Origin of the sequence: Klebsiella sp. 2680, from assembly GCF_900198535.1 — a bacterium.
In the GTDB taxonomy this organism is placed as follows: Bacteria; Pseudomonadota; Gammaproteobacteria; order Enterobacterales; family Enterobacteriaceae; genus Klebsiella; species Klebsiella indica.
The window spans coordinates 946,803-960,708 of sequence record NZ_FZNJ01000002.1 but is presented as its reverse complement, the minus strand read 5'-3'; the positions used below and the strand labels follow the sequence as shown (position 1 = coordinate 960,708).

Below are 13,906 nucleotides of genomic sequence, written 5' to 3'. Positions count from 1 at the left end.
TATGATCTCTCTTGATGAAGCCATGCTTTACGCCCCGATTGAATGGCAGGACTGCTCTGAAGGCTACACCGACATTCGTTATCAAAAATCAGCGGACGGGATTGCCAGAATCACCATCAACCGCCCGCAGGTGCGCAACGCATTCCGTCCACTGACCGTTAAAGAGATGATTCAGGCGCTGGCGGATGCCCGCTATGACGACAATATCGGCGTCATTGTCCTGACCGGCGAAGGTGACAAAGCGTTCTGTTCCGGCGGCGATCAGAAAGTTCGCGGCGATTACGGCGGCTATCAGGACGACGCCGGCGTGCATCACCTTAACGTTCTCGATTTCCAGCGTCAGATCCGTACCTGTCCGAAGCCGGTGGTGGCGATGGTCGCGGGTTACGCCATCGGCGGTGGTCATGTACTGCATATGATGTGCGATCTCACTATCGCCGCGGAAAACGCCATTTTCGGCCAGACCGGTCCGAAAGTCGGCTCATTTGACGGCGGGTGGGGCGCTTCTTATATGGCGCGCATCGTCGGGCAGAAAAAAGCCCGTGAAATCTGGTTCTTGTGCCGCCAGTACGACGCGCAACAGGCGCTGGATATGGGGCTGGTGAATACCGTGGTACCGCTGGCGGATCTGGAAAAAGAGACCGTGCGCTGGTGCCGCGAAATGCTGCAAAACAGCCCGATGGCGCTGCGCTGCCTGAAGGCGGCGCTGAACGCCGACTGCGATGGTCAGGCCGGTCTGCAGGAACTGGCGGGTAACGCCACCATGCTGTTCTATATGACCGAAGAGGGTCAGGAGGGGCGCAACGCTTTCAATCAGAAGCGCCAGCCGGACTTCAGCAAATTTAAACGGAACCCGTAATGCGACAGGTGCAGGTTTACCGCTGGCAGCTACCGATGGATGCGGGCGTCGTGCTGCGTGAAAGGCGGTTAAAAACCCGCGATGGCGTGCTCCTGCGGCTGCAGGAAGGGGGGCGTGAAGGCTGGGGGGAAATATCTCCTCTGCCGGGATTCAGCCAGGAAACCCTGGACGATGCGCAGTCAGCTCTGCTTGCCTGGGCCACGGCCTGGCGCGATGGCCAGGACGCTGCGCCGCCGACGCCGCCTTCAGTTGCTTTTGGCGTCAGTTGCGCCCTGGCGGAGCTGCGTGACGAACTGCCGCACGCGGCGGATTATCGTGCCGCGCCGCTCTGTACCGGCGATCCGGATGAGCTGTTTGCGAAGCTTTCCCGGATGCCCGGTGAAAAAGTCGCGAAGGTTAAAGTCGGCTTGTATGAAGCGGTGCGCGACGGCATGGTGGTGAACCTGTTGCTGGAAGCGATTCCCGATCTGACGCTCCGCCTTGACGCTAACCGCGCCTGGACGCCGCTTAAAGCGCAGCAGTTCGCCAGATACGTTAATCCGCAATACCGCAGCCGTATTGCTTTCCTGGAAGAGCCGTGCAAAACCCGCGATGATTCGCGCGCGTTTGCCCGGGAAACCGGTATTGCCATTGCCTGGGATGAGAGCCTGCGTGAGGCGGATTTTGCGTTTGCCCCGGAGCCGGGTTTACGGGCGGTGGTGATTAAACCTATGCTGACCGGCAGCCTGCAAAAAGTGCGGCAGCAGGTGGCGCAGGCTCATGCCCTGGGGCTGACGGCGGTCATCAGTTCATCCATTGAGTCGAGCTTTGGCCTGACGCAACTGGCGCGGGTTGCCGCCTGGCTGACGCCGCACACCATCCCCGGTCTGGATACCCTGAGTCTGATGCGCAGCCAGCTGGTTCGCTGTTGGCCGGGCAGCGATCTGCCGTGTCTGACCGTTGATGGCCTGGAGCCGCTGCTGTGACATTGGGTGACTGGCCCTGGCGCTACTGGCGTAAGTGGCGGGGAGAGGCGCAGGCGCTACGGCTGAATGAACAGCGGATAAGCTGGCGAGAACTGTGCGCGCAAATTGATGCGCTGGCCGCCGGGTTTCACGCGCAGGGCGTGAGCGAAGGCGATGGTGTGCTGATCCGCGCTTATAATCAGCCTGATGCTGTATTGGCATGGCTGGCGCTGTTGCAGTGCGGCGCTCGCATCCTGCCGCTGAATCCGCAACTGCCGACCGCATTGTTGGCGCAACTGCTGCCATCGTTAAGTCTGCGCCACGCGCTGCTGCTCAATGGCGGCGACCTTGCGGAGAACCTCAATCTGCTGGTTATGCGCTCTGCAACTGGCGAGCACGCGGTTGACTGGCGGGACGATCGCATCGCCTCAATGACGCTAACGTCGGGGTCAACGGGGTTACCGAAAGCGGCGGTCCATACTTTTCGCGCTCATCTTGCCAGCGCTGAAGGCGTGCTGGCGATGATACCGTTTGCGCCTGAAGACGACTGGCTGCTGTCGCTGCCGCTGTTTCACGTTTCCGGCCAGGGTATTTTCTGGCGCTGGCTGCTGGCGGGCGCTGGTCTGACGGTGCGCGAGAGACAGCCGCTGGATCAGGCACTACGGGGTTGTACCCATGCTTCCCTGGTGCCAACCCAGCTCTGGCGTCTGCTGAACGGTGATGCCGGTGTGTCGTTAAACGCGGTCCTGCTTGGCGGCGCGGCGATTCCGGTGGCGCTTACCGAGCAGGCCCGTCAACGCGGTATTCGCTGCTGGTGCGGTTACGGGCTGACTGAGTTTGCCTCCACGGTGTGCGCCAAAGAGGCCGATGGTCTGGCAGATGTCGGGCGGCCGCTGCCGGGGCGTGAGTTAAAGATTGTTGATGGCGAAGTCTGGCTTTGGGCCGCCAGCATGGCAATAGGCTACTGGCGGGAGGGACAAATTACGCCGCTGATAAATGAGAGCGGCTGGTTTGCCACCCGCGATCGCGGCAGACTGGATAACGGCAAACTGACCATCCTCGGGCGCATGGACAATCTCTTTTTTAGCGGCGGGGAAGGCATTCAGCCGGAAGAGGTGGAGCGGACGATCGGCGCTCATCCGCAGGTTCAGCAGATTTTTATTGTGCCGCTGGATGATGCTGAATTTGGCCAGCGCCCTGTGGCGGTAGTGGAGTGCAGTGAACATTGCGATCTTACTATGTTAGCCGCCTGGTGTTCCGACAAGCTGGCGCGCTTCCAGCAGCCGGTGCGCTGGCTACGGTTACCGGAAACCCTGAACACGGGCGGGATTAAAATTTCCCGCCGGGCGCTGCGAGACTGGGTAAATGGCGGGCTTTAACCGCCATATCAACCAGCCAGAGGCGATCGTTTTCTTGTCTGTGACGTTGCAGCGCTGACGCTGTTAGTAGCAACTGGTTACAATCACAAGGGTAAAGGCGGCCTCAGTTCATTGATTCCTTAGCGTTCAGCAGTACAATTCTGCGGTGTTTCGGGATTTTTTTATTCATGTCTTCTGGATAGATAAAAATGAAAAAAAGCATAATGATGGCCCTCTGCGGCATGATGTTCGTCTCGACGGCGGCAAATGCCATCAGCGTTGGCGGGCAGGTTGGTAAGCACTACACCAACCTTGGGGTCGGTTTTGGCACGGAATCCACGGGCCTGGCAGTGACCGGCAACTGGTTGCACAACGATGATGATGGCGATGCGGCGGGACTGGGGCTGGGCCTGAATGTTCCGCTGGGGCCATTTCTGGCGACCGTGGGCGGCAAAGGCGTTTACACTAACCCGAAGGACGGCAGTGATGGCTACGCGGCAGCGGTTGGCGGCGGTTTGCAGTGGAAAATTGGCAGCAGTTTCCGCCTGTTTGGCGAATATTATTACTCCCCGGATTCACTCTCCAGCGGCATCGACAGCTATCAGGAAGCCAATGCCGGCGCGCGTTTCACCATTATGCGCCCGCTAAGTATCGAAGCCGGTTATCGTTATCTTAATCTGGCAGGCAAAGACGGCCATCGCGATAATACCGTGGCGGACGGTCCGTACATCGGCGTTAACGCCAGCTTCTGATCCTCTGGCGCGGTATGCCGCCGCGCCTGATTTTTCGCGTTTTTCAGCCAGCGACCTCGCGCTACTTTGTCGTCCCTTTCTCGCGTTCCCCCGGCAGACAACGATCGGCGCTGTTCGGGGAACGTCTGTGGTTCCCTGTCCCGCAGCGGGAATGATTTAAGGTATAGTATTCCGACTAATCAGGCTGGAGTTGACAATGTTAAACGTGGAAATGCTGTCCACTGGCGACGAAGTCTTGCATGGACAAATCGTCGATACGAATGCCGCGTGGCTGGCGGATTTCTTTTTTGATCAAGGATTACCTCTCAACCGTCGCAATACCGTGGGTGACGATCTCGATGCTCTGGTGGCGATTTTACGCGAGCGCAGCGAGCATGCCGATGTTCTGATCGTTAACGGTGGTCTGGGGCCAACCAGCGACGATCTGAGTGCGCTGGCCGCGGCGACGGCCAAAGGCGAAGGGTTGATTTTGCATGAAGAGTGGCTGGACACGATGGCCCGTTTCTTTGCTGAACGGGGAAGGCCGATGTCCGCCAGTAACCGCAAGCAGGCGGAAATTCCGCAAAGCGCGGAGATGATCAATAACCCGGTCGGCACCGCCTGTGGCTTTGTTTTGCAGCTTAATCGCTGCCTGATGTTCTTCACCCCCGGCGTGCCTTCCGAGTTTAAGGTTATGGTCGAGCAGGAGATTTTACCGCGCCTGCGCGCACGTTTCCCGCTACCCGCTCCCCCGCTGTGTCTGCGTTTGACCACTTTTGGACGCTCGGAAAGCGAACTGGCGCAGAGCCTCGATCATCTGCCGTTGCCGCCTGGCGTGGTGATGGGCTATCGCTCGTCAATGCCAATTATCGAACTGAAGCTGACCGGGCCTGCTGAGCAGCGCGAGGCGATGCTGGCGCTGTGGTCGGAAGTGAAGACGGTCGCCGGAGATAGTATGATCTTCGAAGGCACTGAAGGCCTGCCGGCACAGATTGCCTGTCGCCTGCAGGCGCGCCAGCTAAGCCTGACGCTGAGCGAGCAGTTTACCGGCGGTCTGCTGGCGCTACAGCTTTCACGCGTCAATGCACCGCTGCTGGCCAGTGAAGTGATCCCCGCTCAGGAAGAGACCCTCGCGCAGTCCGCTCGCTGGGCGGCTGAACGGCGCGAAAAACACTTTGCTGGTCTGGCGCTGGCGGTCAGCGCTCAGGAAGGCGGGTATTTGAACTTTGCGCTCTCCACGCCGGAAGGTACTCACGCCCTGCGGGTCAAATTCAGCACCAATCGTCATAGCTTACAGGTGCGTCAGGAGGTCTGCGCAATGATGGCCCTGAACATGCTACGCCGTTGGCTGAATGGCCAGCCGGTTGCCAGCGAGCACGGCTGGATTAACGTTGTCGAGTCACTGTTCGTTTAAACACACCGCTGCGTCGGGAACCGCTTCCGGCGCGGCATAAGTCCAGCCCGCTGTACTCGCTTTAAAATATTCTGTGCACTATCTCGCATTTTCCCCTCTTCAGGCGTCCACTTCGCTGGAATAGTGTCGTCATTTGAAGTCGCTCACAATTTACAGCCCCGACAACCGTAACACTGATTCCAGTATTCAGGATTGGAGTCCAGCATGTTGGAATCAAGCAAAGTTCCGGCGTTGACCCGCGCCATTGATATTCTCAATTTGATCGCTCGCATCGGCCCCTGCAGCGCCGCGACCATTATTGACGAACTGGGTATTCCGAAAAGTACCGTTTATTTGCTGCTGGGTGAGCTGAAAAAACAGCGTTTTCTCAGCATCGATAATCAGGACAACTACTGCCTGTGGACCAAACTGGTTGAACTGGCCGGCCATGCGTTAAGCAAAATGGATCTGCGTGAACTGGCGCGCCCGCGCCTGACGCAATTGATGGATCAATGCGGGCTGCTTTGCCACCTGGGCATTATTGATAACGGTAACGCTTATTACATTCTGAAAATTGAATCCCCGGCCACCATCAGCGTGCGTTCGCATGAGGGGAAGAGTCTGTCGCTTTATCGCTCCGGTATCGGTAAATGCCTGCTGGCCTGGCAGCCTGAACGGGTACAGGAATCCATTATCAGCGAACTGCGTTGGGAGCAGGCTACGCCAACCACTATCACCAGTGCGTCGCAGCTTCGCGATGAGCTGGGGCGCATTCGCGCCAGAGGCTGGAGCTTCGATAACGGCGAAGATTATCCGGATGTTCGTTGCGTGGCCGCGCCGGTGTTTAACGCCAATAACCAGTTGACCGCCGCCATCTCCGTGGTGGGGACGCGTCTGCAAATCAATGAAGACAATCGTGATTACCTTGCCGGTAAAGCGATTGCCTGCGCCAAAGATATTTCCCGACTGTTGGGGTGGAAGAGCCCCTTTGAACAACAAGCCTCATAATAAGGAGAAGCGTATGACCCTACCGAAAATTAAACACGTTCGCGCCTGGTTTATCGGCGGTGCGACGGCAGAGAAAGGTGCAGGCGGCGGTGATTATCACGACCAGGGGGCGAACCACTGGATTGACGATCATATCGCCACCCCAATGAGTAAATACAAACAATATGAACAGTCCCGACAGTCGTTTGGCATCAACGTTTTGGGCACGCTGATTGTGGAGGTGGAAGCTGAGAACGGACAGACCGGTTTTGCGGTATCAACGGCGGGGGAGATGGGCTGCTTTATTGTTGAGAAACACCTCAACCGTTTTATTGAAGGTAAATGCGTCAGCGATATTAAACTGATCCATGATCAGATGCTCAACGCCACCATGTATTATTCCGGCTCCGGTGGTCTGGTGATGAACACTATCTCCTGTATTGACCTGGCGCTGTGGGACCTGTTCGGCAAAGTCGTCGGCCTGCCGGTGTATAAACTGCTGGGCGGCGCGGTGCGCGATGAAATTCAGTTCTATGCGACCGGCGGCCGCCCGGATCTGGCGCAACAGATGGGCTTTATCGGCGGAAAAATGCCGACCCACTGGGGGCCGCACGATGGCGATGCCGGGGTGCGTAAAGATGCCGCGATGGTCGCAGAGTATCGCGAAAAATGCGGCCCGGATTTCTGGCTGATGCTGGACTGCTGGATGAGCCAGGATGTTAACTACGCCACTAAGCTGGCTCACGCCTGTGCGCCGTATAACCTCAAGTGGATTGAAGAGTGCCTGCCGCCGCAGCAGTACGAAGGCTATCGCGAACTTAAACGCAATGCGCCAGCCGGGATGATGGTCACCAGCGGCGAGCATCACGGTACGCTGCAATCCTTCCGTACGCTGTCGGAAACCGGCATTGATATTATGCAGCCTGATGTTGGCTGGTGCGGCGGCCTGACCACGCTGGTGGAGATCGCGGCGATCGCCAAAGCGCGCGGCCAACTGGTGGTACCGCACGGTTCATCCGTCTATTCCCACCATGCGGTCATTACGTTTACCAACACGCCGTTTAGCGAGTTCCTGATGACCAGCCCGGATTGTTCAACCTTGCGTCCGCAGTTCGATCCGATTCTGGTTGGCGAGCCGGTGCCGGAGAAGGGGCGCATTCACAAAAGCGTGCTGGATAAGCCGGGATTTGGCGTCGAGCTGAATCGCGACTGCAACCTGAAGCGACCTTATAGCCACTGATCCTGCCGTGCCGCACCGTGCTGACGTGCGGCCTCTTCTTGAGGATATTACGATGAGCAACACCTTGCTTGAGAGCGTGGTGAAGAAAAACCGCGCCCGTTTGATCCCGTTTATGCTGGCGCTGTACGTGCTGGCGTTTCTTGACCGCTCGAATATCGGTTTTGCCAAAGAGACCTACCAACTGGATACCGGGTTAAGTAATGAAGCCTATGCGCTGGGGGCGGGGATTTTCTTTGTGGTATACGCCTTTCTTGGCGTGCCTGCTAACCTGCTGATGCGCAAATTCGGCGCGCGAAAATGGATTGGCTGCACCACGCTGCTGTGGGGCGTGCTCTCCGCAGCGATGGCTGGGGCGGATACGGAAGCGAAATTTTTGCTGATACGCACCTTACTCGGGGCTGCCGAAGCAGGCTTTTTCCCCGGAATGATCTACCTGACCTCCCAGTGGTTTCCGCAGCAAAATCGCGCCAGCATCATGGGGCTGTTCTATATGGGGGCACCGCTGGCGTTGACTCTCGGTTCGCCTTTATCCGGTGCGCTGCTGGAAATGCACGGTTTTATGGGGCATCCGGGTTGGTTCTGGATGTTCATTATTGAGGGATTATTGGCCGTTGGCGCGGGGGTATTTACCTTCTTCTGGCTGGACGACACGCCGCAAAATGCGCGTTTCCTGAGCGCGACTGAAAAACAGGCGCTGATCGGCGAACTGGCCAGAGAAGAGGAGAAAAAGATCACATCGCGGCTCTCCGATGCGCTGCGCAATGGCCGGGTCTGGCAACTGGCGATTATCTATCTGACTATTCAGGTAGCGGTTTACGGTTTGATTTTCTTCCTGCCGACCCAGGTTGCCGCGCTGCTGGGCGCCAAAGTCGGGTTTGTGGCCTCGGTGGTGACCGCCATCCCGTGGATTGCGGCGCTACTTGGCACCTGGCTTATTCCTCGCTATTCCGACCGTACCGGCGAGCGCCGTAATATTGCGGCATTCACCCTGCTGGCGGCGGCGTTTGGCATTGCCGTCTCCGGGCTGGTTTCACCGGTGCTGGCGATTATCGCCCTGTGCGTAGCCGCCGTTGGCGTGATTGCCGTGCAGCCGGTTTTCTGGACCATGCCGACTCAGTTGTTGTCCGGCACGGCGCTGGCCGCTGGCATTGGTTTCATCAATCTGTTCGGCGCCATTGGCGGTTTTCTGGCACCGATTGTTCGTGTCCAGGCGGAAACGATTTTCGCTAGTGATGCCGCCGGATTATTGACGCTTGCCGGTGTGGCGATTATTGGGGTCGCTATTATCTTTTCACTGCGTGTTAATCGCGCCGTTCCGCGGGCTGACAGCGTACAGCATTAACGTAAGGGATACCTATGAACGCAATTTTATCGAATCCGTTTAAAGCGGGATTATTACAGGGGGAAGCGCAAATTGGCCTGTGGCTGAGCTCGACCTCCTCTTATATGGCCGAGATCGCCGCCACTTCAGGTTACGACTGGCTGCTGATCGACGGCGAACATGCGCCGAATACTATCCAGGATCTTTATCATCAGCTTCAGGCTATTGCGCCGTATGCCAGTCAGCCGGTGATTCGCCCGGTAGAGGGCAGTCGCACCCTGATTAAGCAGGTGCTGGATATCGGCGCCAGAACGCTGCTGGTACCGATGGTCGATACCGCCGGACAGGCGCGGGAGATTGTTTCGGCAACCCGTTATCCGCCGATCGGGACGCGCGGCGTCGGCGCCGGAGTGGCCCGCGCCGCACGCTGGGGAAGGGTCGAAAACTATATGGCGCAGGCGAATGATGAACTCTGCTTGTTGATCCAGGTGGAGAGCAAAACGGCGCTTGATAACCTGGATGCGATTCTCGAAGTGGAGGGCATTGATGGCGTATTTATTGGTCCTGCTGATTTATCGGCTTCGCTGGGGTATCCGGATAACGCGGGTCACCCGGAGGTGCAGCGGATTATAGAACAGAGCATCCGCCGCATTCGCGCGGCGGGGAAAGCTGCCGGATTCCTGGCTGTGGACCCGGAAATGGCGCAAAAAGCACTGGCGTGGGGGGCGAACTTCGTCGCCGTGGGCGTCGATACCCAGCTTTATACCAGCGCGCTGGATAACCGGCTGGCGATGTTCAAGCCGGTAGCCGGGCAACCGGGAGGAAAGGGGAGCTACTAGGCGCTTAATGGCGCGGGTTTTCAGGCCAGCGCCTGCGCCAGCAGGGAGATGGGATGTTCACAGCGCTTGCTGGTGGACATCTCAATCTGCCACTTGCAGGTTTCGCAATCGGTCACCACCAGATCTGCGCCGCTTTCGTCAATCTGCCGGAACAGCGGTGCGCCAATCGCCTGCGACGAAGCGTAATTCTCCGACTTAAACCCGTAGGTTCCGGCGATACCGCAGCACTGGGAATCGAGCACTTGCAGTTGCAAGCCGGGGATCAGCCGCAGTAGCTCAAGGGTATACAGCGACCAGCCCATTTTCTCCATATGACAAGGGGTGTGATAAACCACCTTCAGCGGCAGCGATTTTAAAGGCAAACTGCGACCGGCATCCAACTGACGCCAAATCCAGCGGGTAGCCAGTTCAATCCGTTCGCGAATGTCGTGATTATCGATATCCAGCACATGCGAATATTCGTCGCGCAAGGTAAAGGCGCAGGTCGATGAGGTGGCGATAATCGGCAGGTTATTTTCCCGCATCGCCGCGACGTTACTGAGCGCCTGTTTACGCGCTTTAGCAAAAAATCCGTTGGCGATTAACGGCACGCCGCAGCACTTCTCTTTGCTGAGTAACTGCACGCCGACCCCCATAGCGTTCATCACGCGGACAAGATCTTTGCCCAGTTGCGGATGATTATAGTTGACATAGCAACCGTGAAAGAAAGCGACCTGCTCGCGATATTGCGCCTGTTGGGCGGCCAACTGGCGCCAGGCGCGACGAAAGGTGCCGAAACCATATTTAGGCAGCGTGCGGCGATGATCGATTTTCAGCGTTGCGTCGAGAACCTGGCGTACCGGCTTTAGCCCGGTTACGGCATTAACCAGCGGTGCAAACGGTGTGGATAGCGTGCCCATCAGGTCGGTGTGGCTGAGCACGGCATCGCGCAAGGTCGGTTTTTGCTGACTGTACTGAATGCGCGCCCGCTGGATAATATCGCCGATTCTGACATCTGAAGGGCAGGCTACCTCGCAACGCTTACAGTTGATGCAATATTTTAACGCTTCATCGTAGAGGGCTCCGTCCTTCAGACGTAAACGCTCGCCGTCCGGTCCGGCCTGCTTGGGGCCCGGATAACGCGGATTGACGCGGCTGACAGGGCAGGCGGTAGTGCAAACGGTGCATTTAATGCATTGCTCAAAACGGGTGTCGTTCATGATTCTTCTCCGGCAAGCTCGCTAATTTGCTTTGCGGCATGCAGCGCCGTCACCGCGCAGATGCCGCCGCCGCATCCCAGGGCAATGGCGTCAAAACCTCCGAGCAGGGAACCAATGGCGAACAAATTTTCCAGTGGCTGCCCCTGACGCTGCGGGCGTAGATTCGCATCGGTTTTCAGGCCGAAACGTTGCCAGGGCTGCGAAGCAAAAAAGTCCTGCTGATACCAGCCTTCGCGCGGTAACGTCTGTTGCAGGTCGAGACCGAGAATCGGCTCCCGCACAGCGTCACGTTCGGCGACCAGTCCATTACTGAAAAAGCTGCCGCTGGCCAGCACGGCAAAACGCGGACGCAGCGGGATATCGCCGTGGTTGCGCGTCCAGACTGCGTCAACGACACCATTATGATGACTGATGTTGATCGCTTCATCCCCATTAAGCCAGGTTCCGCCGCGACGAATAAACTGGCGCTGTAGCTGAGCGTGCAGGCGCATCCCCGGCACCGATGGCGGCAGAGTCGGCAGCAGGCGAAGCGGGCAGGGCAAGCGTTGTTGCAGCCAGTGATAGAGGCGATCATCGGCGAGACCGAAACAGGCTGGCATGATTAACAAATTGTGTTGCTGCGCGAGCGGACGGAGCGCGGCCAGCAGCGTCGGCCAATGGGCGTCGTCGTCCAGCAGGCGGGCGATATTCGCGGCGCGGAATTCGGAGGGATTATCGCGCAGGACATCAAGCAGAGGTAAATCGATCTCTTTCGCCGTCGCGCTGACGCCGCGCTGATTCAGTGAGGCCGCGGCCAGATGCGGCTGGAAATCGGCGAAACCGCTAATCCCCACCAGACAGACCTGGCGAGCGGGCAGCGGCGCGGTAGCGATTTCCTGCGGTGAAAGCCAGGCCGCGCGTAACGTTCCTAACGGCGTGACGCGCAGATGCGACTGGCTGGCGTCTCCCTGCATGACGATGCCGCTGGCGGCAAGCAGTTGCTGGGTCTGGCGGGCGTACATCATAACCCGCTCGACGCCAAGTCTGGCATAAGGGTGTTGCGGAAGCTGGTGGGTTAGCTGGTTTATGCCGTGAGCGATATCGGTGACGCTTTCACCGTTCGGCAGCGCCGAGAGCAGATCCAGCGAGGCGGAAGAGAAGTGCAGGGCGCTTTGACCGCGACTGACAATCACGCTGCGCAGGCCGCGCTGGTTTAGCGCCAGCCCGCATAGTAACCCGGCCAGTCCGCCGCCGATAATCACGCAATCAAACTTCATCCTGATGCTCCTTCTGTAGCCCGCACAGGCCGAGATAAACCCAACGGGTAAACTCGCTTTCGCGCAGCGCATCGCCCCAGGCGACCGGTTGCACGCCTTTCCAGCGTTCGTTAAGAAATTCAGACAACTGCGTGAGGGATTGCGCAGAGGTGGCGACGTTGAAGCGCTGTAGCAGTCCGGCGGCGCGACAGGCGCACAGTTCGCCCTGGCAGGTCCCCATGCCGACGCGGGTGCGGCGGCGCAAATCGAGCAGATTTTTCACCGCCAGATTTTCCACTGCGTACTGAACTTCGCCGGCGGTGACGGCTTCGCATTCGCAGACCAGACTTCGGTGCTGGCGGCTATCGCCAAGCCAGGCAGGGGTGCGATCGCCATGGCGATAGATGGCCGACCCGCGCAGCGGCGCAGGTAAAGAGATAATTTTGCGCAGGGTGGTTTCTGCCGATTCCTGCGAACCGGGCAGCGGCGTATCGGCAGTGGTGCAGGGCGTGGTGTTGCCCAGTTTGCGGCACACCGCATCCGTGGCCCATTCCGCCATCAGGCGATAGGTCATCAGCTTGCCGCCGGTGATGGTGATAAAGCCGTTCAGGCCGTCGCGTTGGGCGTGATCGAGCAGGACGATGCCGCGACTGACGTTGCGCCCGCTCGGATCGTCATCGCTGGCGACCAGCGGGCGCACGCCGGAGTAAGCGCGCAGCACGCGGGTGCGGCCCAGTACCGGGGCCAGCTTTTCACCTTCGCGCAGCAGGATATCGACTTCGGCGGCGGTGACCCGGTTATCGTCTATTTCATCATAGGCGATATGCATTGAGGTGGTGCCGATTAGCGAGATGGTATCGCCGGGCACCAGAATATCGGCGTCGGCGGGTTTGCGGCAGCGGTTAATGACCTGTTGGTTAATACGGTGATCGAGGATTAACAGAGACCCCTTGGCCGGGAACATGGCGACGCGCAGGTCGGCATACTCGGCGATGTGCTGCCCCCAGATACCGGCGGCGTTGACCACCACGCTGGCGCGTAGCGTACGCGCTGCATGATGTTGGTGGTCATAAAAGTGGACGCCGCAGACGCGATCGCTCTCGCGAAGTAAACCGGTGACTTCACAGCCGGTGAGCACCAGCGTGCCATGCTCGCGGGCATCCAGCATATTGGCGGCGGTAAGACGGAAGGGATCTACGGTGCCGTCGGGAACCTGAACGGCGCCGATTAACGTGGGATTGACGGCAGGTTCAATGCGCAGCGCTTCGGCGGGCGTCAGGGGATTAGCATCAATATCCGCCTGTCGGCAGGCGGTGATAAAGGTTTGCTGATAGGCCAGATCGTCTTCGGGTAGCGTGATAAACAACCCGCTGGTTGGCTCAATACAGTGACGGGCGATGCGGCGTAAGATCCGGTTTTCGCTAATGCACTCTCGCGCCGATTCGCTATCGGTGACCGCGTAGCGTGCGCCGCTGTGCAATAATCCATGGTTACGTCCGGTTGCGCCGGTGGCGATGTCATGTCGCTCAATCAGCGCCACACGTAGCCCTCGCAGCGAACAGTCCCGCGCGATCCCCGCGCCGGTTGCGCCGCCGCCGATGATAATGACATCGCATTCCTGGGTGTCGGCCATTTTCACATCCCTCTACTTTCGCTTTACATCATTTAGCCATACTGAACGTGTGGATTGTTTGATTTCGAGCATATTCGAGCGAAATTCGAACTGAATTTGTGATTTTGTGCTCACAATGGAAAATTTTGTCATATTTCTGTAACAATATGTGCAATGTTTCACAGTAT

The 13,906-nt window shown here is 58.3% G+C and carries 12 protein-coding genes; 9 read left to right on the top strand and 3 right to left on the bottom strand.

From position 1 onward, the window contains the following. Window position 1 precedes the first annotated feature (1 nt). From menB to yfaU, 9 genes are all read left to right on the top strand, one after another. Window positions 2-859: a 1,4-dihydroxy-2-naphthoyl-CoA synthase gene (gene menB, locus FN037_RS11800; RefSeq protein ID WP_142502313.1), complete on the top strand. Its 858-nt coding sequence runs from the start codon at window positions 2-4 to the stop codon at window positions 857-859. Further along, window positions 859-1,824, top strand: coding sequence for an o-succinylbenzoate synthase (gene menC / locus FN037_RS11795; protein WP_142502312.1), 966 nt, complete (start codon window positions 859-861; stop codon window positions 1,822-1,824). The genes menB and menC overlap by 1 nt, the downstream gene beginning before the upstream one ends. After that, the gene (gene menE, locus FN037_RS11790) at window positions 1,821-3,182 is read left to right on the top strand and encodes an o-succinylbenzoate--CoA ligase (protein WP_142502311.1); all 1,362 of its coding nucleotides are present in this window, start codon (window positions 1,821-1,823) and stop codon (window positions 3,180-3,182) included. The genes menC and menE overlap by 4 nt, the downstream gene beginning before the upstream one ends. A 188-nt stretch (window positions 3,183-3,370) precedes the next feature. Beyond that, the gene (locus tag FN037_RS11785) at window positions 3,371-3,913 is read left to right on the top strand and encodes a YfaZ family outer membrane protein (RefSeq protein WP_138361346.1); all 543 of its coding nucleotides are present in this window, start codon (window positions 3,371-3,373) and stop codon (window positions 3,911-3,913) included. 196 nt (window positions 3,914-4,109) lie between these two features. Continuing rightward, window positions 4,110-5,306 (top strand): nicotinamide mononucleotide deamidase-related protein YfaY, encoded by a 1,197-nt coding sequence (locus FN037_RS11780; RefSeq protein ID WP_142502310.1) that lies wholly within the window; start codon window positions 4,110-4,112, stop codon window positions 5,304-5,306. 204 nt (window positions 5,307-5,510) lie between these two features. Next, window positions 5,511-6,293 (top strand): IclR family transcriptional regulator, encoded by a 783-nt coding sequence (locus tag FN037_RS11775; RefSeq protein ID WP_138361344.1) that lies wholly within the window; start codon window positions 5,511-5,513, stop codon window positions 6,291-6,293. 13 nt (window positions 6,294-6,306) lie between these two features. Next, the gene (gene rhmD, locus FN037_RS11770; protein WP_142502309.1) at window positions 6,307-7,512 is read left to right on the top strand and encodes an L-rhamnonate dehydratase; all 1,206 of its coding nucleotides are present in this window, start codon (window positions 6,307-6,309) and stop codon (window positions 7,510-7,512) included. 52 nt (window positions 7,513-7,564) lie between these two features. Then, window positions 7,565-8,854, top strand: a complete 1,290-nt coding sequence (locus FN037_RS11765; RefSeq protein ID WP_142502308.1) for an MFS transporter — start codon at window positions 7,565-7,567, stop codon at window positions 8,852-8,854. Between the two features lie 14 nt (window positions 8,855-8,868). After that, a complete protein-coding gene (gene yfaU / locus FN037_RS11760) occupies window positions 8,869-9,672 on the top strand; it encodes a 2-keto-3-deoxy-L-rhamnonate aldolase (protein ID WP_138361341.1) in 804 nt (267 codons plus the stop codon). Between the two features lie 20 nt (window positions 9,673-9,692). Here yfaU and glpC read toward each other — a convergent pair whose 3' ends face one another. From glpC to glpA, 3 genes are read right to left on the bottom strand one after another with little or no spacing between them, the layout of a single operon-like run. After that, window positions 9,693-10,871, bottom strand: a complete 1,179-nt coding sequence (glpC, locus tag FN037_RS11755; protein WP_142502307.1) for an anaerobic glycerol-3-phosphate dehydrogenase subunit GlpC — start codon at window positions 10,869-10,871, stop codon at window positions 9,693-9,695. Next, window positions 10,868-12,127: a glycerol-3-phosphate dehydrogenase subunit GlpB gene (glpB, locus tag FN037_RS11750; RefSeq protein WP_142502306.1), complete on the bottom strand. Its 1,260-nt coding sequence runs from the start codon at window positions 12,125-12,127 to the stop codon at window positions 10,868-10,870. Before glpB ends, glpC begins: the two co-directional genes overlap by 4 nt. Then, window positions 12,117-13,739, bottom strand: coding sequence for an anaerobic glycerol-3-phosphate dehydrogenase subunit A (glpA, locus tag FN037_RS11745; RefSeq protein WP_138361338.1), 1,623 nt, complete (start codon window positions 13,737-13,739; stop codon window positions 12,117-12,119). Before glpA ends, glpB begins: the two co-directional genes overlap by 11 nt. Between the last annotated feature and the right edge of the window lie 167 nt (window positions 13,740-13,906).

Coding starts and splice junctions, on each gene's coding strand:
- glpA (WP_138361338.1), bottom strand. CDS start 13,739: ATGGCCGACACCCAGGAATGCGATGTCATTATCATCGGCGGCGGCGCA.
- FN037_RS11785 (WP_138361346.1), top strand. CDS start 3,371: ATGAAAAAAAGCATAATGATGGCCCTCTGCGGCATGATGTTCGTCTCG.
- rhmD (WP_142502309.1), top strand. CDS start 6,307: ATGACCCTACCGAAAATTAAACACGTTCGCGCCTGGTTTATCGGCGGT.
- FN037_RS11780 (WP_142502310.1), top strand. CDS start 4,110: ATGTTAAACGTGGAAATGCTGTCCACTGGCGACGAAGTCTTGCATGGA.
- FN037_RS11775 (WP_138361344.1), top strand. CDS start 5,511: ATGTTGGAATCAAGCAAAGTTCCGGCGTTGACCCGCGCCATTGATATT.
- yfaU (WP_138361341.1), top strand. CDS start 8,869: ATGAACGCAATTTTATCGAATCCGTTTAAAGCGGGATTATTACAGGGG.
- menB (WP_142502313.1), top strand. CDS start 2: ATGATCTCTCTTGATGAAGCCATGCTTTACGCCCCGATTGAATGGCAG.
- menC (WP_142502312.1), top strand. CDS start 859: ATGCGACAGGTGCAGGTTTACCGCTGGCAGCTACCGATGGATGCGGGC.
- FN037_RS11765 (WP_142502308.1), top strand. CDS start 7,565: ATGAGCAACACCTTGCTTGAGAGCGTGGTGAAGAAAAACCGCGCCCGT.
- glpB (WP_142502306.1), bottom strand. CDS start 12,127: ATGAAGTTTGATTGCGTGATTATCGGCGGCGGACTGGCCGGGTTACTA.
- glpC (WP_142502307.1), bottom strand. CDS start 10,871: ATGAACGACACCCGTTTTGAGCAATGCATTAAATGCACCGTTTGCACT.